This is a genomic window from Streptomyces echinoruber (genome assembly GCF_014651135.1).
In the GTDB taxonomy this organism is placed as follows: domain Bacteria; phylum Actinomycetota; class Actinomycetes; order Streptomycetales; family Streptomycetaceae; genus Streptomyces; species Streptomyces echinoruber.
In genome coordinates, this window is sequence record NZ_BMWH01000021.1 from 96,727 (window position 1) to 121,153 (window position 24,427).

The 24,427-nt window shown below is 72.6% G+C and carries 20 protein-coding genes; 10 read left to right on the plus strand and 10 right to left on the minus strand.

All coding sequences use genetic code 11. From position 1 onward, the window contains the following. The first annotated feature begins 184 nt into the window (after positions 1–184). Positions 185–1,192 (plus strand): RNA polymerase sigma factor SigF, encoded by a 1,008-nt coding sequence (locus IE225_RS22850; RefSeq protein WP_190059467.1) that lies wholly within the window; start codon positions 185–187, stop codon positions 1,190–1,192. A gap of 463 nt (positions 1,193–1,655) precedes the next feature. Then, positions 1,656–2,561 carry an RNA polymerase sigma factor SigF gene (locus IE225_RS22855; protein WP_190059468.1) on the plus strand — a complete coding sequence of 302 codons (906 nt, stop codon included), beginning with the start codon at positions 1,656–1,658 and terminating at the stop codon, positions 2,559–2,561. Between the two features lie 460 nt (positions 2,562–3,021). On the opposite strand, the gene IE225_RS22860 is transcribed toward IE225_RS22855, so the two are convergent. After that, positions 3,022–3,213 (minus strand): hypothetical protein, encoded by a 192-nt coding sequence (locus IE225_RS22860; RefSeq protein WP_190059469.1) that lies wholly within the window; start codon positions 3,211–3,213, stop codon positions 3,022–3,024. 206 nt (positions 3,214–3,419) lie between these two features. Here IE225_RS22860 and IE225_RS22865 point away from each other — a divergent pair, with 206 nt between their 5' ends. From IE225_RS22865 to IE225_RS22875, 3 genes are all read left to right on the plus strand, one after another. Continuing rightward, positions 3,420–3,902: a MarR family winged helix-turn-helix transcriptional regulator gene (locus tag IE225_RS22865; protein ID WP_190059470.1), complete on the plus strand. Its 483-nt coding sequence runs from the start codon at positions 3,420–3,422 to the stop codon at positions 3,900–3,902. A gap of 100 nt (positions 3,903–4,002) precedes the next feature. Next, positions 4,003–6,510, plus strand: a complete 2,508-nt coding sequence (locus IE225_RS22870; protein ID WP_506004985.1) for an MFS transporter — start codon at positions 4,003–4,005, stop codon at positions 6,508–6,510. A 103-nt stretch (positions 6,511–6,613) separates the two neighbouring features. Beyond that, positions 6,614–7,435, plus strand: a complete 822-nt coding sequence (locus tag IE225_RS22875) for a YceI family protein (protein WP_190059472.1) — start codon at positions 6,614–6,616, stop codon at positions 7,433–7,435. Positions 7,436–7,523: 88 nt separating this feature from the next. On the opposite strand, the gene IE225_RS22880 is transcribed toward IE225_RS22875, so the two are convergent. After that, positions 7,524–8,261, minus strand: a complete 738-nt coding sequence (locus IE225_RS22880; protein ID WP_190059473.1) for a GAF and ANTAR domain-containing protein — start codon at positions 8,259–8,261, stop codon at positions 7,524–7,526. A gap of 190 nt (positions 8,262–8,451) precedes the next feature. Continuing rightward, positions 8,452–9,192 (minus strand): ANTAR domain-containing protein, encoded by a 741-nt coding sequence (locus IE225_RS22885; protein ID WP_190059498.1) that lies wholly within the window; start codon positions 9,190–9,192, stop codon positions 8,452–8,454. A 328-nt stretch (positions 9,193–9,520) separates the two neighbouring features. On the opposite strand from IE225_RS22885, the gene IE225_RS22890 reads away from it, so the two are divergent. Next, positions 9,521–9,901: an STAS domain-containing protein gene (locus IE225_RS22890; protein ID WP_308432541.1), complete on the plus strand. Its 381-nt coding sequence runs from the start codon at positions 9,521–9,523 to the stop codon at positions 9,899–9,901. Between the two features lie 206 nt (positions 9,902–10,107). Beyond that, positions 10,108–10,581 (plus strand): PPOX class F420-dependent oxidoreductase, encoded by a 474-nt coding sequence (locus IE225_RS22895; protein WP_190059474.1) that lies wholly within the window; start codon positions 10,108–10,110, stop codon positions 10,579–10,581. A 638-nt stretch (positions 10,582–11,219) separates the two neighbouring features. Here the strand turns inward: IE225_RS22895 and IE225_RS22900 are convergent. The 7 genes from IE225_RS22900 to IE225_RS22930 all read right to left on the minus strand — a co-directional run bounded on the left by IE225_RS22900 (position 11,220) and on the right by IE225_RS22930 (position 22,370). Beyond that, complete coding sequence (locus tag IE225_RS22900) at positions 11,220–11,951, minus strand: DUF7873 family protein (protein ID WP_190059475.1); 732 nt, start codon at positions 11,949–11,951, stop codon at positions 11,220–11,222. Between the two features lie 225 nt (positions 11,952–12,176). Continuing rightward, entirely contained in the window at positions 12,177–14,546 is a 2,370-nt protein-coding gene (locus IE225_RS22905; protein WP_190059476.1) for a glycosyltransferase family 39 protein, read from the minus strand. Then, positions 14,543–16,126, minus strand: coding sequence for a bifunctional glycosyltransferase family 2/GtrA family protein (locus IE225_RS22910; protein WP_190059477.1), 1,584 nt, complete (start codon positions 16,124–16,126; stop codon positions 14,543–14,545). Before IE225_RS22910 ends, IE225_RS22905 begins: the two co-directional genes overlap by 4 nt. 14 nt (positions 16,127–16,140) lie before the next feature. Beyond that, the gene (locus tag IE225_RS22915; protein ID WP_229879915.1) at positions 16,141–17,928 is read right to left on the minus strand and encodes a HAMP domain-containing sensor histidine kinase; all 1,788 of its coding nucleotides are present in this window, start codon (positions 17,926–17,928) and stop codon (positions 16,141–16,143) included. Continuing rightward, a complete protein-coding gene (locus IE225_RS22920; RefSeq protein WP_190059478.1) occupies positions 17,925–18,665 on the minus strand; it encodes a response regulator transcription factor in 741 nt (246 codons plus the stop codon). Before IE225_RS22920 ends, IE225_RS22915 begins: the two co-directional genes overlap by 4 nt. A 381-nt stretch (positions 18,666–19,046) precedes the next feature. Further along, entirely contained in the window at positions 19,047–20,099 is a 1,053-nt protein-coding gene (locus IE225_RS22925) for a BRO-N domain-containing protein (protein ID WP_190059479.1), read from the minus strand. A 147-nt stretch (positions 20,100–20,246) separates the two neighbouring features. Then, positions 20,247–22,370 carry a fibronectin type III domain-containing protein gene (locus tag IE225_RS22930; RefSeq protein ID WP_190059480.1) on the minus strand — a complete coding sequence of 708 codons (2,124 nt, stop codon included), beginning with the start codon at positions 22,368–22,370 and terminating at the stop codon, positions 20,247–20,249. Between the two features lie 310 nt (positions 22,371–22,680). Between IE225_RS22930 and IE225_RS22935 the strand changes: the two genes are divergently transcribed. The 3 genes from IE225_RS22935 to IE225_RS22945 all read left to right on the plus strand — a co-directional run bounded on the left by IE225_RS22935 (position 22,681) and on the right by IE225_RS22945 (position 24,345). Continuing rightward, positions 22,681–23,223, plus strand: a complete 543-nt coding sequence (locus IE225_RS22935; RefSeq protein ID WP_190059481.1) for a peptidase inhibitor family I36 protein — start codon at positions 22,681–22,683, stop codon at positions 23,221–23,223. Positions 23,224–23,407: 184 nt separating this feature from the next. Next, a complete protein-coding gene (locus IE225_RS34285) occupies positions 23,408–24,025 on the plus strand; it encodes a helix-turn-helix domain-containing protein (protein WP_190059482.1) in 618 nt (205 codons plus the stop codon). Next, entirely contained in the window at positions 24,022–24,345 is a 324-nt protein-coding gene (locus tag IE225_RS22945) for a hypothetical protein (protein WP_190059483.1), read from the plus strand. Before IE225_RS34285 ends, IE225_RS22945 begins: the two co-directional genes overlap by 4 nt. Positions 24,346–24,427: the final 82 nt, after the last annotated feature.

The following is a 24,427-nucleotide window of genomic DNA, read 5'->3' on the forward strand; positions in this document are numbered from 1 at the left end:
TCCCGGCCCCTCCTCGCCCCCAGCCCTCCGCCCGACGGCGGGGGGCTTTTCGGCGTGCTTTCCCGACCTGTTGCGCCGCAATTTGCCACCCAACACGGCGCTATGCGGTGCTTGCGCACGATGCACTGTGTTGTGATGCTATGACCGCTTTTGCCGGACGAGTTGATCGACGAGTGAGGTGGCGTTGACCGTGTCGGCCAGTACTGCGCCGCCCCAGGAGGAGAATCCGGCTCGAAACACCCAGCACGGCCAGAACGCCCGGCACGGTCAGAACGCCCAGAGCATCCGGAACGATCCGAACGCCCAGCACGCCCAGCACACCCAAGAGACACAGGACGTACAGGACGTACAGAACGTACAAGGCGCACAAGACGCACAAGACGCACAAGACGCGGAGGACGCTCAGGAAGCCCAGACCGCCCAGAAGCGGCGCGGTGCCGACACCCGGGCCCTGACGCAGGTGCTGTTCACCCAGCTCAAGCAGCTGGAGCCGGGCACGCCGGAGCACGACCGGGTGCGCGGGGCGCTCATCGAGGCCAACCTCCCGCTCGTGCGCTACGCCGCCGCCCGCTTCCGCTCCCGCAACGAGCCCATGGAGGACGTGGTCCAGGTCGGCACCATCGGCCTGATCAACGCCATCGACCGCTTCGACCCCGACCGGGGCGTGCAGTTCCCGACCTTCGCGATGCCCACCGTCGTCGGCGAGATCAAGCGGTACTTCCGCGACAACGTCCGCACCGTCCACGTCCCGCGCCGGCTGCATGAGCTGTGGGTGCAGGTCAACAGCGCGACCGAGGACCTCACCACGGCCCTCGGCCGCTCCCCGACCACCGCGGAGATCGCCGAGCGGCTGCGCATCGGCGAGGAGGAGGTGCTGGCCTGCATCGAGGCCGGACGGTCGTACCACGCCACCTCGCTGGAGGCCGCGCAGGAGAGCGACGGGCTCCCGGGCCTGCTGGACCGGCTCGGCTACGAGGACCCGGCCCTGGACGGCGTCGAGCACCGCGACCTGGTGCGCCACCTCCTCGTCCAGCTCCCCGAACGGGAGCAGCGCATCCTGCTGCTGCGCTACTACAGCAACCTCACCCAGTCCCAGATCAGCGCCGAGCTCGGCGTCTCGCAGATGCACGTCTCGCGGCTGCTCGCACGCAGCTTCCAGCGATTGCGGTCGGCGAACCGGATCGAGGCGTAGCGGATCGAGGCGTAGCGGCCAGCCGGTATCCGGGCACAGCGGCCGGCAAGACACAGCGGCCGGCCGGGCTCAGGGCTGAAAGCCGGCGGGACCGGCATGCGGGAGCCGACGGACCGGGATGTGGAAGCCGGCCGGTGCCGGCGGATGCATCGGTTGCACCATCGGCGCACAGAAACACACAGGCGCACAGGGTCGCATGGGCGATCGAGTGATAACCGTCACGGGCGAATCGCTGACCTGCGCCGTTGCCGACACCCATCACCTCAATAACCGTCAGACCCCCGATTTCCAGGGCCGATTCGTGTCTCGCATGTCGACATGTCACTACAGCGCGTTGCCGACATGTGACATTCTGCGGGAAGTGCGTTTGCCGCGGCTTCGGCTCCGGTATTCAGGTGAAGGCTGCGCGTTCCTCCCCGGGAGCGTCCGCGCCGCGACCGTCCCGCGACCCAAAGGGGGTGGCATGTCCGCAGACCAGGGCAGCTCGAAGGTGCTGACGCTCACGAAGAGCGAGGCGGCGCCCGAGACGCACGACGTTCTCGACGACATCCCGGCCGACATCCCGAGCCTGGAGGCCGCCGAGGTCCCGGCGCTCCCGGCCCCGGACGCCATCGACACCCGCACCCTGTCCCGCTCCCTGTTCCTGCGGCTGGCCGCGCTGGACGAGAACAGCCCCGAGCGCGCGTACGTCCGTGACACCCTGATCGAGCTCAACCTCCCGCTCGTGCGCTACGCGGCGGCCCGCTTCCGCTCCCGCAACGAGCCCATGGAGGACATCGTCCAGGTCGGCACCATCGGCCTGATCAAGGCGATCGACCGCTTCGACCCCGACCGGGGCGTGGAGTTCCCGACCTTCGCGATGCCCACCGTGGTCGGCGAGATCAAGCGCTTCTTCCGCGACACGTCGTGGTCGGTGCGCGTCCCGCGCCGGCTGCAGGAGCTGCGCCTGGCCCTGACCAAGGCCAGCGACGAGCTGTCCCAGCGGCTGGACCGCTCCCCGACGGTGGCCGAACTCGCCGCCGAACTGGGCGTGTCGGAGGAGGACGTGGTCGACGGCCTCGCGGTGGGCAACGCCTACACCGCGTCCTCGCTCGACTCGCCGACCCCCGAGGAGGACGGCACCGAGGGCTCCCTCGCGGACCGCCTCGGCTACGAGGACAGCGCGCTGGAGGGCGTCGAGTACCGCGAGTCCCTCAAGCCTCTGCTCGCCAAGCTCCCGCCCCGCGAGCGGCGCATCATCATGCTGCGCTTCTTCTCCAACATGACGCAGTCGCAGATCGGCGAGGAGGTCGGCATCTCCCAGATGCACGTCTCCCGCCTCCTCACCCGCACGCTGGCCCAGCTGCGGGAGGGGCTCATCAACGACTGACCGCTCCCCGGCGCGGCGTCACGGCCGCCGGACCGCCCTCCGGGGCCGGGCCGGCGGTCGCCGCCTGCCGGGCCGCGGTCATCGGACACCGGGCCGCGGGCCACGAACTACGAACTACGAATACCTTCGCCGCCCGGCCGTGGAACTGACGGCCCGCCAGGCTGCGGCTGCCGCGGTCGGTGTGCGTACCGCGTCGAGCACGAAGGCGCGGCCGACCGGGGACGGTCGGCCGCGCCGGAAGCAGGTGACCGACGGCCGACTGCGCAGGACGGGGCGCGGCGGTCCGGTCCCCTCCCCGTCTCCGTCTCCGTGGTCCCGGCAGCCGGGGTCCGGGTGGTGCGGCCGCCCTGGCCGCCGCCGCGGACGCCGTTCCCGCCGTGGGCGCCGCGTCTCTTTCCCCACGGCGGCCACGAGGGCGGTGGGAGCGACTGACGTCCGCACACCGCCCCGCGCGGTGCCGTTACTTCAGCGCCAGCCAGGCCACCGCCGCCACGATCGCGACGGCGACGACGATGCCGATGACGAGACCGACGCGGGGACCGGAGGAGGTCTGCTGCCGGCGGGTCTGCGGGGCCTCGTCGACGAACGCGCGGAACATCTGGGTGCTGCCAGCGGGGTCGTAGTTGCCCTGGGGGCCCTGGGTGTTAGCCATGGCCCGAGACACTAGCGAATCCGCCGGGGCACGCCCAAGTGGGGGACCGGCCCCCGGCCCGGCCCGGGGGCGGACCGTCCCGCCTGCGCCTTTACCGCCGCGATACTTGCCTTTGCCAAGTTTTTGACCCCACCCCCCTCCACTTGTTTGCCTGCAGCAACCAACCTCATCTATGGTTGCCCTAAGCAACGAATACGGGAGGTGGGATGGCCGAGCAGGCGCAGTACGAGGAACTGGCGCGCCAGCTCAGCGCCGTCGGAGCCGTGAAACGAGACATGGAGCGGATCCTGCCGTCCGAGTGCCCGGCCGGCTCGGCCACCGTTCTGGCCCTCCTCGGCCGCCACGGCGACATGCGCATGAGCAGGCTCGCGGAGCTGCTCTCCGTGGACCTGTCGGTCACCAGCCGCCATGTCGCGCACGCCGCCGCCCGGGGCTGGATCGAGCGGTCCCCCGACCCGGCGGACAAGCGCTCGCGCATCCTGCGCCTGACGCCCGCGGGCCGGGCCGAGCTCGCGGAGCTGTCCCGGCGCACCACCCGGCTGCTGGCCAGCCGGCTGGCGGACTGGTCGGACGACGAGGTCGGCCAGCTCATCCGGCTGATGACCCGCCTGCGGGAGAGCTTCGGCGACTGCCGGACCGCACCGGCTCCCGCACCCGTAGTCGACATGACCACCCGTACACCCGCGTAACAGACGTAGACGTAAGAAAAGGAAGCCCATGGCAACGACCACACCAGCCGGTGTGCGGGCTCACGCCAAGCACGGGGGAGGCTCCTCCGGCGGCGCTCCGATGACGCACCGGCAGATCATGGAGGCGCTCTCCGGGCTGCTGCTCGGCATGTTCGTGGCGATCCTGTCGTCCACGATCGTCTCCAACGCCCTGCCGCGCATCATCACCGACCTGGGCGGCGGCCAGTCCGCCTACACCTGGGTCGTCACCGCCGCCCTGCTGTCGATGACCGCGTCCACGCCCCTGTGGGGCAAGCTCGCCGACCTGTTCAGCAAGAAGGTCCTGGTCCAGATAGCGCTCGTCGTCTTCGTGGTCGGCTCGGCGGCCGCGGGCCTGTCGCAGAACCCCGGCATGCTGATCGCCTGCCGCGTCCTGCAGGGCATCGGCACCGGCGGCCTGTCCGCCCTGGCGCAGATCGTGATGGCCGCGATGATCTCCCCGCGGGAGCGCGGCCGCTACTCCGGCTACCTGGGCGCCACGTTCGCCGTCGCCACCGTCGGCGGCCCGCTGCTCGGCGGTGTCATCACCGACACCTCCTGGCTGGGCTGGCGCTGGTGCTTCTACGTCGGCGTGCCCTTCGCCGTGATCGCGCTGATCGTGCTGCAGAAGACCCTGCACCTGCCCGTGGTGAAGCGGGACGTGAAGGTCGACTGGGGCGGGGCGTTCCTCATCTCCGCCGCCGTCTCCCTGCTGCTGGTCTGGGTGACGTTCGCCGGCGACAAATACGACTGGCTGTCCTGGCAGACCTGCGCGATGGTCGCCGGCTCGGTCGTGCTCGGCGCGCTGTTCGTGCTCGTGGAGGCGAAGGCGAGCGAGCCGATCATCCCGCTGCGGCTGTTCCGCAACCGCACCATCACGCTGGCCTCGCTGGCCTCGCTCTTCGTGGGCATCGCGATGTTCAGCGGCACGGTCTTCTTCAGCCAGTACTTCCAGCTCGCGCGCGACAAGTCCCCGACCATGTCGGGTGTCATGACGATCCCGATGATCGGCGGCCTGTTCGTCTCCTCCACCGTCTCCGGCCAGTTCATCACCCGCACCGGCCGCTGGAAGGCATGGCTGGTCAGCGGTGGCGTGCTGGTGACGGCCGGCCTGGGCCTGCTCGGCACCATCCGGTACGACACCGCCTACGGGAAGACGGCCGTCTTCATGGCCCTGCTGGGCCTGGGCATCGGCATGATGATGCAGAACCTGGTGCTGTGTACGCAGAACCAGGTCGCCCCCACCGACCTCGGCTCGGCCAGCTCCACGGTCACCTTCTTCCGCTCCCTGGGCGGTGCGGTCGGCGTCTCCGCCCTCGGCGCGGTGATGGCCCACCGGATCACCGACTACGTCAAGGACGGCCTGGCCGCCCTCGGCCCGAAGTACGCGGCACTGGCCTCCGGCGGCGACTCCTCCGGCAGCAGCCTGCCGGACATGGACAAGCTGCCGGCGCCGCTGCGCACCGTCATGGAGAGCGCCTACGGCCACGGCATCGCCGACGTCTTCCTCATCGCCGCCTGCCTCGCCGCGGTCGCCTTCCTGGTCACCCTGTTCATCAAGGAGGTCCCGCTGCGCACCAAGGGCGCGCTGGCGCAGGCCGCCGAGGCCGAGTCCGCGCAGGCGGGGGCGCCGGTGGAGACCGCCGCCACCCCGGCCGTCGCCGAGGCGCAGTCCCCGGCCGCCGCCGCGGCCGCGCCGGCCGGTGCGCAGGCGCCGGTGCCGGCGGCGACCGCCTCCGGCGCCGGCCCCGCCGGGACCGGCGCCGAGGGCGCGCAGCGGCTCGCGGCGGTGGCGACGGCGGCCCCCGGCGCGGCCGGCGGGCCGGGCGGCGGGGTGCCGGTGCGCGGCTTCGTCCGCGGCGCCGAGGGCGCGCCCGTGCCGCAGGCCGCGGTCACGCTGATCTCTTTGGCCGGGCGCCAGTTGGGCCGCTCGGTCGCGCAGGCCGACGGCTCCTACGCCCTGGACGCGCCGGGCGCGGGATCGTACGTCCTCATCGCCTCCGCCGACGGGTTCCAGCCGCAGGCGTCCACGGTGGTCGTGGGCGGGGAGCCGGTGTCGTACGACGTCCTGCTCAGCGGCACCAGCGGGCTGAGCGGTGTGGTGCGGGCCGCGCAGACGCGGCAGCCGGTGAAGGACGCGATGGTCGTCGTCACCGACGTGCGCGGTGAGCTGCTGGCCGGCGCGACCACCGGGGAGCACGGCGAGTTCTCCTTCACCGAGCTGGTGCCGGGCACGGTGACCGTCGCGGTGAACGCCGACGGGTTCCGGCCGCGGGCGCTGCCCGTCGAGATCGGCGCCACCGGCGTGACCCGTATCGAGGTGGACCTCGCCCCCGGCGCCCGCGTGCGGGGCGTGATCCGCTCGCCGCACGGGCCGCTGGCCGACGCCCGCGTGACGCTGGTGGACGCGGCCGGGAACGTGGTCGGCACGGCCACCACCGGCGCGGACGGGGCGTACGCCTTCACCGACCTGGACGGCGGTGAGTACACCGTCATCGCGACCGGTTACCCGCCGGTGGCCACCGCGCTGACGGTGACCGGTCCCGGCGTGGACGGCCACGACATCGAACTCGCCCACCCGAGCGAGTAGTTCACCCGCCGGCCCGGGGCGGGCGCGCCCGGTGGGGACGCGCCCCGCCCCGGGCCGGCCTCTCGACGACCACTTTCCGATGCTGTGCAGGGAGATGACGGGGATGGGACTGACCGCGCGGATCCGCACGCGGGACGGCTGGGCCGTGTCGCACGCGGTCGTCACGGTGACCGACAGGGCGGGCGGGCAGGTGCTGCGCGCCGAGGCCGACGCCGAGGGCGCGGTGCGGGACGCGACACCGCTCGAACCGGGGGCGTACACCGTCATCGTCACGGCCGTGGGCTACGCGCCCGTTGCCGTCGGCGCGCTCGTCACCGCGAGCGGGCGGGCCGAGGTGGGCACGGTGACGCTGGCCCGGCAGGGCGGCACCGAGCTGCCGCCGCCGGGTCCGTGGACCATCGACCCGGCGCACTCCTCGGTGGCCGCGGTCGCCCGGCACCTGGGGATCTCCAGCGTGCACGGCCGGTTCACCGACTTCTCCGGCACCGTCGAGATCGCGCCGGACGACGTCACCAAGTCCCGCGTGCAGGCGGTGATCAAAGCCGCGTCCATCGACACCGGCAACGGCATGCGCGACACCCACCTGCGCTCCGCGGACTTCCTCGACGTGGAACGCTTCCCCGAGATCACCTACCGCTCCACCGGCCTGACGCGGACCGGCACCGACCGCTGGACCGTCCACGGCGAACTCGGCCTGCACGGCGTCGTCCGCCCAATCGACCTGGACCTGGCCTACCTCGGCACCGGAGACGACCCGTGGGGCGGCACCCGGGCCGCCTTCCGCGCGACCACCGAACTGCGCCGGGAGGACTTCGCCATGAACTACAACCAGGTGCTGCAGGCGGGCATCGCCGCCATCGGCACCACACTGCGGGTGGAACTGGACATCCAGGCCGTGCGGGGGGAGTCGCTGCCGCAGGGCTGAACGGTCAGCGGCCGCGCGGCTGGGGTGAGCGGTCAGCGGCCGCGCGGCTGGGGTGAGCGGTCAGCGGCCGCGCGGCTGGGGTGAGCGGTCAGCGGCCGCGCGGCTGGGGACGGGCGGAACCGGGGCCGGTACTGGCACCGGCACCGGCACCGGAGACGCGGGCGACCAGGTCGGTGCACAGGTCGCGCAGCTTGACGTTGGTCTGCTGGGAGACGCGGCGCAGCCGTTCCATGGCCGTACGGGCGCTGATGCGGTCCTGCGCCATGAGGATGCCGATCGCCTGGTCGATGACGCTGCGGGTGAGCAGGGCGGTGCGCACGTCGGCCGCCGACGCCTGCGCGCGCTCCAGGCGCAGCGCCGCACCGATCGCCTCCCCGGCCCGCTCGGCGAACGCCCGCGCCCGGTCCCGGCCCGCATCGAGCGCGCCCGGCCGGAGCGCGTAGAAGTTGATCGCCGCGCCCGTCTCGCCCTCGACGGCGAGCGGCACCGCCAGCACGCTGCGCACGCCCACCGACAGCGCGTAGCGCCGGTACTCCGGCCAGCGCGTCTCCCTCTCCAGGTCGGCCGCGTACTGCTCGGCGTTCTCCTCGGCCGCCGCCACGCACGGACCCGACGCGTGCTCGTACTGCCGCAGGTCCAGGCCGCTGGGCAGCCCCGCGCTGCCCGCCAGGGTCATCAGCCGTCCCTCCCGGCGCACGGTCACGCTGCACGCCACGGCCCCCGGCACCGCCTGCACCGCCCGGTCCGTCAGGTCCCGCAGCAGCGTGTCCAGCCCGCCGCTGCCCGCCAGGGCGTCCTCCAGCGTCTTCGACGTCTCGGTGCTCATGCGGGTACGGATGCCCCGCGGCCACGGATTGACGCCGCCCCCCGGTGCTGCCCCGGCGCCGCGCGCGGCCACGGGCACCGGGACCGGCCGCGGCGGTGCGGCTCGGAAGGCGGTGCGGACCGGCCGTTTCCACGCCTTCGCGGAACCGGTCGTTTCCCTGCCTTCGCGGGCCGGCCGCCCCGCGGGCGCGTCACGTCGCGCTGTGGGCGTCGACGATGCGGCGGGCGATGTCGCGGAGTTTGACGTTCTCGCGCTGGGAGGCGCGGACGAGGCTCTTGAACGCCTCGGCGGCGTCGGTGTCGAGGCGTTCCATGAGGATGCCGGTGGCCTGGCCGATGAGGTCCCGGGTGCGCATCGCCTCGGTGAGCTGCTCGCGCTCGGTGGTGGAGTCGAGGGCGAGGCTGACGTGCACGGTGAGCAGGCGCCCGATGCGGACGGTGGTCTCGTCGAAGGCGCGCGGTTTACGGGAGTAGACGGTGAGGACGGTCAGCCGCCGCCGGTCCGCCCGCAGCCGCAGCCCGAGCGCGGAGCGCAGCCCGAGCCCGGCGAGGAGGGGGTCGCCGTCGTCGGCCTCGCTGTCCCGCACCTGCACCACGGGGGTCTGCCACAGCCCGGCCCAGTACGGGGACCGCTCCGCCCCCCGCGCGTCCGCCTCCCGCGCGTCCGCCTCCTCGGCGACGCGCACGACGTCGTCGCTCCAGGCGACCGTACGGCGCTGATCGCCGCGCTCGAGCACGGAGATGCCGGCGTACTCGGCCCCCGGCAGCAGGTCCACGGCGAGCCGGGCGGCGGTGCGCATCGTGCCGTGGGGGGTGTCCGTGCCGTGCAACTGCCGAGCCGCCGCCGTCAGGGCCTCGGCGAGCTCCAGGCCCGCCGCGAAACGGGGCACATCAGAAAAGTCGGACGCAGGCACCACGAACCTCTTCGGCATGCACGGCCGTACGGCCATGCGCAGGAGAGCTCCGCAGCACATTCCCGACTGCGAGCACAGGACGGACGCCACTTTAGCTGCTTCGTTGCGTCGAGGTGACGCCCGCCTGACGCTCGGCCGCCCGGCCCCGGAAGTCCGCCTCCCCTTCTCGCTCCCCCTCTTGGAACACGGCCCCGACAGTGGTGGAATGACCGCGGAACTCCTCCGGGAGGTGCTCCGGCGCGTCCTGCGCGCGGCGCTCCGAGCAGTGCTCCGGAGGTGGTCCACCGGTCAGGAAGCGGCCGCATCCCGAAGTCCCCCGTCCCTCTCCCCTCCGCAGGTGAGTGCCGTGGCCACCTTCCCGAGCGTCCCCCGCACCCCGGGCCCGTGCCGGATGCGCGAGCTGCCCGGCCGTGTCCTGCTCGCCGTGCTGCCCGAGGAGATAGATCTCTCCAACGCCGACGCCCTGCGCGACGCCGTCCTGGCCGCCGCCCAGGCCCCTGCCGCCCGTACCACCCCGCCGGACGTCCTCGTCCTGGACCTGACCGGAACCGAGTTCATGGACTCCCAGGGCGCCCGGCTCGTCGAGGACCTGCGCCGGCTGCTGGCCCCGCACACCCGCGTCCGGGTCGCGGCCCGGCCCCACGGCAGCCCCGGCCGGGTGCTGGAACTGACCCGGGTCCGCCGCGACGTACCCGTGTGCGACAGCCTCGCCGAGGCCCTGCTCTGAGCCGCCGACCGCGCCCGCCGACCACATCCGCCGACCACATCCCGCCGCCCACATCCGCCGACCACATCCCGCCGCCCACGCCCGCCGACCGCACCTGCCGTCCGCTGTCCGCCGCCCTCCGCCCCCCATCCGCCGAGGGCGACCCCAGCAGTGGTACGCACGGCAGGGTCCGCCACACCGCCCCCGCGAGGTCCTAGGCTGCGGCCATGGCTCCGAACATCGCGACGAACACCCGCGTGACGCTGGACGAGTTGCTGGACTTCGTACGCCCCCGCCACCGCGCCGTCCTGCTCACCCGGCGCTCCGACGGCAGCCCCCAGGCCTCGCCGCTGACCTGCGGGGTCGACGACTCGGGACGCATCGTGATCTCGACGTACCCGGAGCGGGCCAAGACCCGGAACGCCAAGCGGGATCCGCGGGTCAGCGTCCTGGTGCTGAGCGACGACTGGAACGGGCCGTGGGTGCAGATCGACGGCACGGCCGAGGTCATCGACGCGCCGGACTCCGTGGAACCGCTGGTCGAGTACTACCGCAACATCGCCGGCGAGCACCCCGACTGGGACGAGTACCGGCAGGCGATGATCCGCCAGGGCAAGTCGATCATCCGCGTCACACCGGAGCGGTGGGGCCCGGTGGCCACGGGCGGCTTCCCGGCCCGCCTGGTGGAGCAGCAGGACTGATCCGGGGACCTGTGGTTCCGGGAGCCGGTGGTTCCGGGGACCTGTGGTTCCGGGGACCGGTGGTTCCGGGGACCGGTGGTTCGCCCGCGTCCCGCACCGCTTCCCGGCCCGGTACGGCCGTACGGCCGGACACGGCGGTACGGCCGGACACGGCGGTACGGCCGGACACGGCGGTACCGCCGGGCATGGCGGAGCCCGGGAGTCGTATCCAGCTCCCGGGCCCCTGGGGATGCCACCCGATGCGCACGCCGGCGCGTTCAAGAGGACGGATCAGTTGTCAGGCCGTCGTGTTCTTCCTTTGAACTACCGCACCGTGCGAGAGGTGCAGGCGAGAGTCGAACTCGCATCCGACGGCGTCCGTCCGGCCTCGGTCGGTCCGGCGATCGGCGGCGATGCTGAGACTGGAGCGAGAGTCTGAGACTGACCGCGGCTGCCTCTGCCGTGTTGGGCCACCCCGGCCCGGCGGTGTGCCGTGCCGGGGGAAGGACTCGAACCTTCACTGTCACCGCTTCTTCAGGCTGAGCTTCAGTGTCAGCTTGCGCTCCTCACGCGAACCGGGTTCTCCATCCGGCCCGCGCCTGTCGCGCACCCCCGCGCTCGCACGCGGGGGCGATCGTGGATGCCACCTGTGACCGGCGTCAGCCGAGCAGGTAGCCGAACACCGCGTCGCCGACCCGCTGGTCGGTGACCTCGACGCCGTTGGCCTCCTCACGGGCGAACTTCACCGCCTGCTGGAGCTTCTCGACCCGCTCCACCAGTTCGTTGACCCGCCGCGCCGGAAGCGCTCCGGAGAACTTCACGGTCGTCCAGTACCCGATGGGCACGTCCTCGTAGTACACCTCGACCTGCGCCGGGTGCTTGTCGGTCGCCTCCGCCTTGACGTGGTTGCGGGGGACCTTCTTCGTACGGATCGTGCGGACCGGGTCCGTCTTCCACCAGTCCGTGGACGGGTCGAGGGTCCAGGACTCGGCGGCGTCGAGCGTGGGGAGCTTCTTGACGAAGGCGTGCAGGTCGGCGAGCTGCTTCTCCAGGAAGAGGAGGTAGCTGACCGGGACGTCGGCGAGGACGGTCCGCCCGTCGACGGTGACGTCCGCGCGGGCCGTGCGGTTCGCCCAGTCCTTGGTGGCGGTCACGTCGAACAGCCGCGTCAGCGAGGCGGCCATCTCCCGCAGCACGTCCTCGGCCTGCACCTGCACCCGCGTGGACTCGGGCGGCAGCTGCTCGCCCTCCTCGTCCTTCGGCCGGTACGTGCGCGAGATGCCGGCCAGCAGCGCGGGCTTCTGCACCTTGTGGTGCGCCGCGGTGATGTCCTGGAGCGCCTTGCTCTTGACACCCTTCTCGACAGCGATGATCTGGTTCAGCTTCGCCACTGCGGTCCCCCTTCGAACGCCGGAAACGTATCCCACCCGGCACCGTCGGGTCCTCCGGTTTTTCACCGCCGCGGCCCGCGGTCCCGGGCCGCCCGCGGTCCCGGACGAAGAAGGCGGTGGCCCGGGGCGGGTGAACCCCGGGCCACCGCCCCGCCGTGCGAACCGGTGAACGGACGTCGGCGGACGTCGACGGACATTGGGGACGTCAGCCGACGTCGGCGGACGTCAGCCGCTGCCGGACGTCTTCCGCGTGAGGTCGTAGAAGGTGGCCGAACCGACCGTCACCTTCCTGAAGTTCTTCTCCACCCAGGAGGTGATCTGCGCGGCGGTGCCGGTGCCGCCGCCTCCCCTGCCGCCTCCTCTGCCGCCGCCGGCGATGAAGTAGTGGATCCTGCCCTCGGCGACGTACTTCCGGAATTGGGCGAGCGTCGGGGACGGGTCGGTGCCGTTGAAGCCGCCGAGCGCCATGACCGGGTCGCCGGTGGCCAGTTGGTAGCTCGCCGCGTTCTGCGAGCCGACGGACGCGGCGACCCACGTGTACGTGCCGGCGTCCTTCTCCAGCAGTTTCCTGGCCTCGGAGCCGACCTGGGCGCCGTTGAGCAGACCGCCGGCGCCGCCCGGGCCGCCCGCGCCGCCCGTCCGGTCGGCGCCCGGGAAGGACCGGCCGTTCTGCTGCCCCGGGGTGTTTCCGTTGCCGTTCGGCTGGTCCGGCTGGTTCTGCTGCCCCGGCAGGCCGCCGCCGAAGCCGCCCGCGCCGCCGCCCGGGAAGCCCTGACCGCCGCCCGGGAAGCCTTGGCCACCACCCGGGAAGCTTTGGCCGCCGTTCTGCCGGCTCCCACCGCCCGGCAGGCCACCGCCGAAACCGCCCGCGCCGCCCCGTATGCCGCCCCGGCCGCCGGGACCGCCCCGCATGCTCGCGCCCGCCGGGCCGGCCGTGACGATGGAGCCGGTGTGTCCCTGCCGCAGCGTGCTCAGGGTGTAGGCCGTCGGGCCGGCCAGCGAGGCCGCGACGCCCACGGCCGCCGTGGCGAGGGCGAGCCGCCGGCCGAGCCGCGCGGCGAAGACCAGGCCGAGCGCGCCGGCCAGGCCGCCGACGAGGACCAGCCACTTCAGCCAGGGCAGGTAGGCGGGGGTGCGGTGGAGCAGGACGTAGCCCCAGGCCGCGGTCGCCGTGACGGCCGCGGCGAGGGTGAGCGACACCCACGTCCGGTCGCGGTGCGCCCACAGCAGGGCCGCGCCCATGCCGACGACGGCCGCGACGTAGGGGGCGAGGGCGACCGTGTAGTACTGGTGGAAGATGCCCGCCATGTAGCTGAAGACGACCGCCGTCATCAGCAGCGAGCCGCCCCAGGCGAGCAGCGACGCGCGGGTCGCGTCGGTGCGCCGGGCCTTCCTGGTCAGCACCAGAGCACCGGCCAGCAGGATCAGCGCGGCCGGCAGCAGCCACGAGATCTGGCCGCCGACCTCGGCGTCGAACATCCGGTCCCAGCCGGTCTCGCCCCACCTGCCGGTGCCGCCGGCACCACCGCCGCCCACGCTGCCGGTCTCGTCGCCGTTGAGGCGGCCGAGGCCGTTGTAGCCGAAGGTCAGCTCCAGGAAGCTGTTGTGCTGCGAGCCGCCGATGTACGGCCGCGACGCGGCGGGCCACAGCTCGACGATCGCCACCCACCAGCCGCCGGAGACCACCATCGCGACGGCCGCCAGGGCCAGTTGCGCCAGCCGCCTGCGCGGCCTCACCGGCGCGCACACGCCGTACACGACGGCGAGCGCGGGCAGGATCAGGAAGGCCTGCAGGGTCTTCGTCAGGAACGCCAGGCCGACCGCGGCACCGGCCCACACCAGCCACCTGGTGCGCCCGTCCTCCACGCCGCGGACCACGAGGTGCACGGTGAGCGCCATCAGCAGCGCCAGCAGCGCGTCCGGGTTGTTGAACCGGAACATCAGCGCCGCGACCGGCGTCAGCGCCAGCACCGCGCCCGCGAGCAGACCGGCGGCGGGGCCGACACGGCGGCGGACGGCCGCGTGGACCACGGCGACCGTGGCGACGCCCATCAGCACCTCGGGGACGAGGATCGCCCACGAGTTCAGGCCGAAGATCCGCACCGACAGCGCCATCGGCCACAGGGCGGCCGGGGGCTTGTCGACGGTGATGGCGTTGCCCGCGTCCAGCGAGCCGAAGAAGAACGCCTTCCAGCTCCTGCTGCCGGCCTGAACGGCCGCGGAGTAGAAGGAGTTGGCGTATCCGGAGGCGCTCAGGTCGTACAGGTAGAGCAGGCCGGTGGCCAGCAGCAGACCGAGGAGGGCCGGACGCGCCCAGCGCGGATCCTGCGGCCGGCCCCGCCACAGCCGCCTGAGCAGCGGCCGACGGGGCTCACCGGCCTCGGGTGCGGGCGCGGGTGCGGATGCAGGTGCGGATGCGAGCGCGAGCGCCTGCGGCTCGGCGGTGTGCGTGTCCACCGGGGTCATCCGGGTCGCCGGGGGCGCCGAGGGCGCCGAGGGCGCCGGGGTCGCCGCAGGGGGCGGCGCCTGGGGCGGTCCCCAGATGCCGGGACCCGCACTCCCCGGGTGCGTCGACTGCTCGTGGTGGGTGCTCATCGCTGATCCCTCGGGTCGGTGTCGTGCGGGTGCACCGGCTGCAGACGCATCGTCGACTCCCGCCAGGCGCTGTTGCCCTGACGCGTGTACGGGCTCTGCCCGCCGTATGGGCTCTGCCCGCCGTATGGGCTCTGCCCGCCGTATGGGCTCCGCTCGCCGCACGGGCTGCCGTGCTCGCCGTACAAGCTCTGCCCGCCGTACAGGCTCTGCCCGCCGTACGGGCCGTGTTCGCCGTACGAGCCGTGCTCGCCGCGCTGCCGCGCCATCGCCGGAGCGGTGGTGTACGGCGGCGAGGGCGGCGTGTGCCCGGCCGCCACGGCGGACCGCCCGCGGTCGCCGTCGCGCCGGTCGGGGAAGACCCAGGCGCGGAAGAGCAGGAAGCGCAGCACGGTCGCGGCGAGGTTGGCGGCCACCAGGACCGCCAGTTCGGTGGAGTGGGCGGTGTGGGCTCCGGCCGCGTTCAGGGCCGCCAGCGATCCGCTGGTCAGTGCCAGGCCGATGCCGAAGACGGCCAGGCCCTGCGCCTGGTGCCGGACCGCGCCGGGCCGGCCGCGCACACCGAAGGTCAGGCGCCGGTTGGCGGCGGTGTTGGCGACGGCGGAGACCAGCAGCGCCAGCGCGTTGGCGGGCTGCGCCCCGGTGAACGTCCGGAAGCCGCTGTAGAGCAGCAGGTAGAAGAGGGTGGACAGGGCGCCGACGGCGCAGAAGCCGACGAGCTGGCGGGCCAACCCCTTGGGCACGTCGGTCAGTTCGCGATCGCGCGGGTCGTCGCCGAAGGGCCGGGCCAGCCGGTCCAGCGGCAGCGAGCCGGTGGCCAGCGCCCTGCCGACCCGCCACACGCCCTTGAGGTCGTCCATCGCGGTCCTGACGATGTCGACGGTGGAGTCGGGGTCGTCGACCCAGTCGACCGGCACCTCGTGGATGCGCAGCCCCGCGCGCTCGGCGAGCACCAGCATCTCGGTGTCGAAGAACCAGCCGGTGTCCTCCACCAGCGGCAGCAGCACCCGCGCGACGTCCCCGCGGATCGCCTTGAAGCCGCACTGCGCGTCGGAGAACCGGGCCTGCAGCGAGCCGCGCAGGATCAGGTTGTAGGCGCGGCTGACGATCTCCCGCTTGGGTCCGCGCACCACCCGGGAGCTGCGGGTCAGCCGCGAGCCGATCGCCAGGTCGGAGTGGCCCGAGATCAGCGGCGCGACCAGCGGGAGCAGGGCGTTGAGGTCGGTGGACAGGTCGACGTCCATGTAGGCGAGGACCGGGGCGTTCGAGGCCGACCAGACGGTGCGCAGCGCGCGGCCGCGGCCCTTCTGCTCCAGCCGGAAGGACGTCACCTCGGTGATCTGAGCCGCCAGCCGGGCCGCCACCTGCGGGGTGGTGTCGGTGGAGGCGTTGTCCGCGACCGTGATGCGGAACGCGTACGGGAAGGTGCGCGTGAGGTGCTCGTGCAGTCTGCGCACGCAGCGTTCGAGGTCCTTCTCCTCGTTGTGGACGGGGATCACGACATCCAGGACGGGTGCGCCGGCGCCTGCGGCCGGGAGGGGCTCCCGCGCCGGCAGGGTGCCGGGAGAAGAGTCGGTTCGCATGGCGCCGACTCTCGTCAACTGCCCTGTCGCGCCCGTGTGTTGACGCTGTGGCGTGCCTGTGAACGCGGCCGCCGGCCGGCCTCGGGGACCGGCCGCGGCACCTGCGGGGCCAGCGGCACCTGCGAGACCTGCGACACCTGCGAGACCCGTGGCATCTGCGAGACCCGTGGCATCTGCGAGACCCGCGGCACTTCCCGGATCTGCGGGACCAGCGCGGGCAGGTGCACGGTGAACACCGTCCGCCCCGGCACGCTGTCCACGGTCACGGCACCACCGTGCGCGGCCGCCACGGCCTGCACGATGGCCAGGCCCAGGCCCGTCGACCCGGTGGCCCGCGAGCGCGCCGAGTCGCCCCGCGCGAACCGTTCGAAGACGTGCGGCAGCAGATCCGGCGGGATGCCCTGGCCGTTGTCCTGCACGTCCACGCACACCCACGGCCCGCTGTGCCGCACGCGCGCGGTGACGGTCGTCCCGGGCGGGGTGTGGGTGCGGGCATTGGCCAGCAGGTTGACGAGAACCTGCTGCAGGCGGGCCGCGTCCGCCGCCACCAGTGCGGGCTCGTCGGGCAGTTCGAGGCGCCACACGTGCTCCGGTCCGGCCGCCCGCGCGTCACTGACCGTGTCCACCACCAGCGGCACCAGGTCGGTCCGCTCGAACCGCAGCGGCCGGCCCGCGTCCAGCCGGGCGAGCAGCAGCAGGTCCTCCACCAGCAGCGTCATCCGGCTCGCCTCGGACTCGATGCGGCCCAGCGCGTGCCGCGTGTCCGGGCCGACCCGCTCGCGCCCGCGCCGGGTCAGCTCCGCGTACCCGCGGATGGAGGCGAGGGGGGTTCTCAGCTCGTGGCTGGCGTCGGCCACGAACTGCCGTACCCGCGTCTCGCTCTGCTGGCGGGCGTGCAGCGCGCCGTGGATGTGGTCCAGCATCCGGTTGAGCGCGGCGCCCACCTGGCCGACCTCGGTGTGCGGGTCGCACTCCGCCTCCGGCACCCGCTCGTCGAGGGTCACCTCGCCGCTGTGCAGGGGGAGTTCGGAGACCCGGGTGGCGGTGGCGGCGACGCGGCGCAGGGGGCGGGTGGCGATGCCGACCAGCACGGAACCGGCGAGCGAGGCCGCGATCAGTCCGGCGGCGGTGACACTGACCTCGACGAGGATCAGCGTGCTGATCGTGCCGTCGGCGTCCTTGGTCGGAATGGCGACGTAATAGCTGCCGTTCGGGCCGGTGGCGTACTTCACCCGGTACGAGCCCAGGTCCGCGATCTCCGCCGTGTGCTCCCGGCCGTCCCTGGCGACGGCGCCGAGCGCCCGCCGCTCGGCGGAGGTCAGCTTCTTGACGCTCATCTGCGGGATGTCGTTGTCGTCCTTCGACTTCTCGCCGATCCTCGCGTCGGTGATCCCGCCGTCCTCGACCTTCGCCGCGATCGTGCCCGGCGGCTGGGGGCCCTGCCGGACGAACTCGCCCAGGTCGGGCCCCGTGCCCTGCCGCTGCCCGAACCTGCCGCCGCCGGTCCCCCCGGTCTCCCCACCCTCACCGGTCTTCCCGGTCTTCCCGGTCTGCCCGGTCTTTCCGGTCTGCCCGAGCTTGCCCGGCGGGTGGAAGATGCCCGACGCCCGCGCCGCCACCTCGCCCAGGTGGCCGTCCAGTTGCTCGTACAGGTGGGAGCGCAGCGCGAGCGTCGTCACCGTGCCGATCACCGTGCACACCACGGCGATCAGCACCACGGAAGCGACGACCAGCCGGGTCCGCAGGGTGCGCGGCTGCCGTCGGCGCCGCCTCTGCGTACGCGGCCGTCGCCGCCCGCTCACGAGCCCGCCGGCTTGATCAGGTAACCGGCGCCCCGCCGGGTGTGGATCATCGGCTCCCGGCCCGCGTCGATCTTGCGCCGCAGGTAGGAGATGTACAGCTCGACGACGTTGGCCTGGCCGCCGAAGTCGTACGACCACACGCGGTCCAGGATCTGCGCCTTGCTCAGCACCCGCCGCGGGTTGCGCATCAGGAAGCGCAGCAGTTCGAACTCGGTGGCGGTGAGGTGGATGCTCTCCCCGCCCCGCGACACCTCGTGGCTGTCCTCGTCGAGCATCAGGTCACCGACGACGAGCACGGAGTCGGACCGCCGGTCGGCGGCACCCGACCGGCGGATGAGCCCGCGCAGCCGCGCGACGACCTCCTCCAGGGAGAACGGCTTGGTGACGTAGTCGTCGCCGCCGGCGGTCAGCCCGGCGATCCGGTCCTCCACGGCGTCCTTCGCCGTCAGGAACAGCACGGGCACGTCGGGCAGGTCGCGCCGCAGCCGGCCCAGGACCGCCAGCCCGTCCATGTCCGGCAGCATCATGTCCAGGACAACGGCGTCCGGCCGGAACTCCCGCGCCGCCTGCAGCGCGCCGTGCCCGTCGCCCGCGGTGCGGATCCGCCAGCCCTCGTAGCGCAGGGCCATGGACAGCAGCTCGGTGAGGGACGTCTCGTCGTCCACCACGAGCACCCGGACGGGGCTCCCGTCCGGCCTCAGCAGTTCGGTGCGCCCCTGGGGCGAGGTCGTGGTCATGGTGTTCACCATGACCACGACCTCTGAGAGGACCCTTTCCCCCGTCTGTGATTTCCCTGAGAAATGCACAGGGGGCTCTCAGGGAGGGGCCGGGCGAGGGCCTGGAGCGAAGGGGCTGGAGCGGAGGAGCTGGGGCGAAGAGGCTGGGGCGAGGGTCTGTCGCGGGGGTGCCGCCGCGCACGGGCCGCCGGTTCTGCGGCAGATTCTGCGGCAGGTCCCGCATCAGGGTCCGCTTCCCGGGTGCGCACCCGCTCGGCCGCGGTGCCCTTGTGGGGCGATGCGCTGATCAACCCCCGGACGCGGGCGGAAGGCGGTACGGTACGACAGGGCCCGAAGCCGCAAACTCGTCTTGCGACTTCGGGCCTCCTTGCCGACGGACGGCTACGGGAGCACGTAGACCGGCGTACCGTCCGTCCCGCTTCCGGCCTGCCGCATGCAGCCGCGCTTGATCAGCATCCGTACGCAGTCGTGGACCCGGTCCCGCGACAGCCCGGTGCGGTCGGCGATCTGCTCGACGCGGTACCGGGCCGCGCCCCGCAGCAGCGCCGGGGCGAGGTAGGCCGCCACGGCGTGGACGTCGTCGGTGACGACCAGGTTCCGCGCCCGCCAGGAGGACAGGAGCTGCTGCGGCGTCATCGCCGGCTTCTCGGCGTCCGCGGAGGCGGGCCTGAGACGGTCGGCCAGACGGTCGATGCCGTCGGCGATCCGGTTCAGCGCGTCGGCCACCGAGTGCTGGACGCGCACCGACTCCGCGAGCAGGTCATTGCCGACGCCGAGCAGGTCGTTGCCGGCGCCGAGCAGGTCGTTGCGGACGCCGAGCAGGTCATTGTTGATGCCGAGCAGGTCGTTGCCGCGGCGCATCTGCTCGATCCGCTCGGCCTGGGCCGCCGCCAGCAGTTCGTCCGCCCGGATGTTGCGCTCCTCCAGCCGGACGATGGCGTCGGCCACCTGCTTGGGCATGACGTAGGCGGTACCGCCGGCGGCGGCAGGCTGTACGGGAGCGGGGTCGAGGCTGTAGGAGCCGTCGCGCTGGATGGTGGCGATGACCTCCGCGACCCACGCCTTGAAGGGCGCGCACTCCGGCTTGGTGCAGCCGTTGACCAACGCGATCAGCCCGCGCAGGTTCACCATCCGCATCGACTTCTGCAGCCTGTGAGCTGCGAGTTTGCGCGAGGTGTCTACTGCATAGACGCCTTGTGCAATCTCACTCAGGCGCTTGGCGCAATCCGGCGCAACATGCCAGAGCAAGGCCTGCCGCGTGTTTGCGTACCCAAGACGCATCGCCACGTCCACCGCCGGGAACCAGTGTTCCCCGTCCGGCAGTGTCACCCTCCGGACCCGTGCCCCGGTCGCCGCGAACACGAAGTCGTTGACGTCGATGGCGTCCTGCTGCTGCGCCGCCGTTCCTTCCGGCGTGCCGTTCTGCTCGTACATCGAGCATCACCTCCACTCCGGAAGCTAGGCACACTTGAGGGTCAACTTCCGCTTGCCTGAATACAGTTCACCCGAAAGATGACGGAGGGGCCGGTTCTCCCAGGTGGGCGGGGCACCGGCCCCGCCCACCCGTCCGCGGGGCCGGCGTCAGTCCGCGGCGACGGCCGCCTGGGTGGCCCCCGACTCCGTCCCGTCGTCGAACACCACGGTCACGCGGTAGAAGGACGTCGTGCCCTGACGCATCGTCATGTCCCAGTACCCGCTCTCCCCGCGCGGCACGGGCGTCGCGGTGAGCCTGTCGAAGACGTGCGTGTCCGGGTTCCAGCGGTAGACGTGGAAGCCGGTCACCCTGTGGCCGCCCCCGTCGGCCTCGTCGGCCTCGTCGGCCTCGGGCGACAGGATCCAGGAGATCCAGCCGTGATCGCCGTACGGCTGCGTGCCGAGAGAGGTGAGCGGGGCCCCCGAGGCGGCCGGGGTCGCGCCGGCGTCCGGGCTCAGGTCCAGCTCGGTCACCTCGGCCATCGCGGCCCCGCTGTCCGGCGTGAGCGCGTTGCCGTACTGGTCGACGGCGACGACGCTGTAGCGCACCCGCTCACCGTCGGCGACCGTCAGGTCGTGGTGCCGGGTCCCGGTGAACTCCCACGGCTGGAAGTCCCCGGGGTCCAACAGCGGCTTGTACGTCCACCGCCCGTCGACGAGCGTGCCGCGCAGGATCTCGTAGTGGTCGAGGCCGGGGTCGTCACTGGCGTCCCAGCCGAGCGAGACGCCGTTCTTCCCGGGCGTAGCGGTCAGGCCGGTCACCGCGGGCGGCGCCGTGGTGTTCCCCTGGACGTGCACCTCCATGTCCACCGACGGGGTGCCGAGGCACCCGGCGTCGTCCGCGGCCACGACCCAGTAGTAGGAGGTTCTGCCGGGCGGCGCGGCCCGCTCGGTGAAGGACGTCCCCCGGACGTACTCGCCGACGAGCTGCTCCCCCATCTTCCGCTCGCCCCGGGGCGTGCTCGACCGGTAGACGCGGTAGCCGACGAAGTCCTCGCTCCTGGCCTGCGACGCGTCCCAGGTCAGGGTGACCCCGGCCTCGCTCTCCACGGCCCGCGCGTTCAGCGCCGTCTCCTGCGGGGGCGTCCTGTCGTGCGTCATGAACGCGCTCGTCGGGTCGGACGGCGCCGACTCGTTGCCGTGCGTGTCGACGGCGGTGACGACGTAGGAGTACGCGTCACCGGTCTGCGGGAGCGCCTCGCGGTATCCGGAGCCGGTGAGCAGCTCGCTGCCGCTCACCAGGTTCGCCGGGGTGACGGCGACCGGGGTGGTGGCGGACCGGTAGACGCGGTAGCCGGCGAAGTCGGGCTCGGTGTTCGACTCCCAGGTCAGCCAGACGTCCTCGACCTCGCCCATCGCCCAGTTGTCCCCGACGCCCTTGGGCGCGGCGGGCGCCGTCTCGTCGACGGTGGTGACGGGCTTGTCCGCGGTGCCGGCCGACTCGTTGCCGGCCTTGTCGACGGCGCGCACCTCGTAGTAGTACGTCGCGCCCGTCCTCGGCAGCGTGGTGTCCGTGTACGAGGTGGAGGTCGTCGTCGCGAGCGGCTTGGCCGGGTACGGGGAGCCCTGGAGCCGCCGGTAGACGCGGTACCCCGCGAGATCCATCTCCTTGTTGGCCGCCCAGCCGAACCGGGCCTGGTACGAGGAGTACGAAAGGGACGTCCCGGTGGGCGTGAGCGGCTTGACCTTGTCGACGTCGGCGGACGTGCGGGGCTGGTACGCGAACGTGACGTCGGCGGCGCCGGTCCAGTTGACGTAGTCGATCCGGAGGGTGTGCTTCCCGGACGGGACGGTGACGTCGACCGTCTTCGCCTGGGTGGTGGAGATGTTCTTCCACAGGTCGATCCTGCGGACGCCGTCGAGGTAGACGCGGATGCCGTCACGCGCTTCGGCGGCGAACCGGAACGGCCCGCCGGAACCGAAATCGCGGGTGACCGTCCAGCGGACACCGAAGTAGTTCGAGGGCAGACCGGCCGCCGGCGCGCCCGTACCCCAGTTCTGGTCGATCACCGAGTCGCAGTCCGTCTTCTTCGGCGTACCGCTGAACGTCGTGTTCGCGTAGAACGTCCGCTGGAAGACGGGGGAGGCGCAGGTCACGGCCGCTTCGGCGGCACCGGCCGTGACGGTGAGCAGACCGCCGGCGGTGGCCAGCACAACGGCCGCGGCGAGCGCCTGGACGGTACGCCGGTCACGGGGACCGACGGCGCCCCGGGCGCGAGTGGCTTGATTCATGCGGAGGGAGACTTCGCGGGGCGGGCGATGGTTGTACGACCGGCGGCCGGACCGCCCCTTCCCCGGCGGGGGCCGACGCGGCCGGCGAGCCGGCTCCGATCGGCGCGTTGCACGCTTCAGCCGTCCGTTTACGCAGGTCAACGCGGTGCGTGTTCAGTTTTGTTCATCCGTCGGCGTTCGCCGGTCCCCGGGCTGCCCGGGGGCCGGTACACCTGACCCGGGGCAGGCCGGTGCGCTCGCGGCTCGCGACGGGGGACGTTCCGGCGCCCATGCCCCGGCTCCTCTCACAGCGGACGAAGGGACCACGATCATGCACGTACGACGGCTGGGAGCACTGCTCTCCTGCGTTGCCGCCCTCCTGGTGGCACTGACGGCGACACCGGCCGGAGCCCAGCCCGCCCAGCACAGCCGGGCGGCCGTGCCGGCCCAGCTCCGGCAGGTGATGCGGGCCCACCCCGGGGGGAAGCTGATCGCGCCGAACGTCGCCGCCTGGGACGGCGGGAAGATCACCTACGGGGTGCCGGACGCCGCGGCGCCGAACGCGACCCACGAGTGCGCGATGGGCTACTACTGCTTCTACCAGGACGCCAACTACTCGGGCGCCTGGGTGCAGTGGGACCCCGCGTACTGCGACTCCTCGGTCGGCAATTTCACCTGGTGGACCGGGTGGAACGACGCGATCAGCTCGTGGATGAACAAGACCTACAAGAAGATCAACGTCTACGAGAACACCGACCTCGGCGGCCGCCTGCTGTGGAGCGAGCCGCCGATGCCCAACAACCACAGCTGGTACGCCTGGACGTACGTGGGTGACGCCAACAACGACCGGGCGAGCAGCTTCAACTGCCCCTGACGGGTTGCACACCGCCGGCTCCGCGGAAGCCTCACCGAGGAGCCGGCGGTGTGCGCATGCCCGCCCCTGACCGGAACACCCCTGACCAGAACGTCCTTGACCGGAACACCCCTGACCGGAACAGTTCTTCCCCGCCTTCCAAGCCGCCTGCAAGCTGGTCGGCAAGTGCACCGGAAGGGGGACCATGGCCGGGACACGACGCGCGCCCGTAACGGGTGGTTCGGCGGCGAACACCCAGTTCGCGCTGCGCCTGCGCAAACTCAGGGACGACTCCGGACTCACGCTGCGGGAACTCGCCCGGCGTTCGGGCTACTCCGTGGGTACGCTGTCCACCGCCGAGAGCGGCAGGCGGGTGCCTTCCTGGGAGGTGGTCTCGGCCATCGTCCAAAGCTGCGGGCAGGACCCCGCGCAATGGCGGCAGCTGTGGGAGGTGGCGCGGACTCTGGAACGTACCGGCGGCGGAGCGTCCGCGCCGGCCGGACCCGTCCAGGAACCGCCGCGACCGGATCCGCAACCGGATCCGCAACGGGAGCAACTCCCACGGGAGGAGCCGCGGCCGGAAGAGCCTCGCCCCGCTCCTCGCCGCCGAAGACTCCGCTGGGTGGCGCTCGCCGTCGCGGCGGCCTTGGTGGCAGCACTTGCCGTCGCCCTGCTGCCGCGCGGCACGGGCCACCGCGCCACGACCGCGGACCGCTCCCCCACGCCGAGCGCCCCCCGCACCCGGCCGCCCGCCGTGGACGGCACCGATCCCTACTCCGACGGCTGCAAACCGACCGGCGCCCTGTCGACTCCGTGCCGATGAATTGGCCGGACGGCCGCCGGTACGGCCGACTGGTGCTGTACTACTCGCCTGTGTGCGAGGCCCTGTGGGGTTATGCCACCGGTCCCAACTCGGAGACCTGGACGGTCCACATCGACGTACATCGGCAGTCCGACCGAGCCGTTGCACCCGCGTCCTTTTCCGGCCGCACAGCCCTGCCCGGTTCGTGGGGCAATGTGCTCTCCGACCTGACCGGCTGCGTGTACGCCGAGGGATACGTCGTCAAGGGAGGCGCGGCGGGCCCGCACGCGAGGACGGCATGCGTGCAGGGCAGCGGCAGTGTCACGCACACCGCCGGGTGAGGGGTCTGTCCGGCAGACATGAGAGGCCGGTCCGACAGACAGATGAAGCCCCGCCGATTTCGACTGCTCGGACAGGTGACGC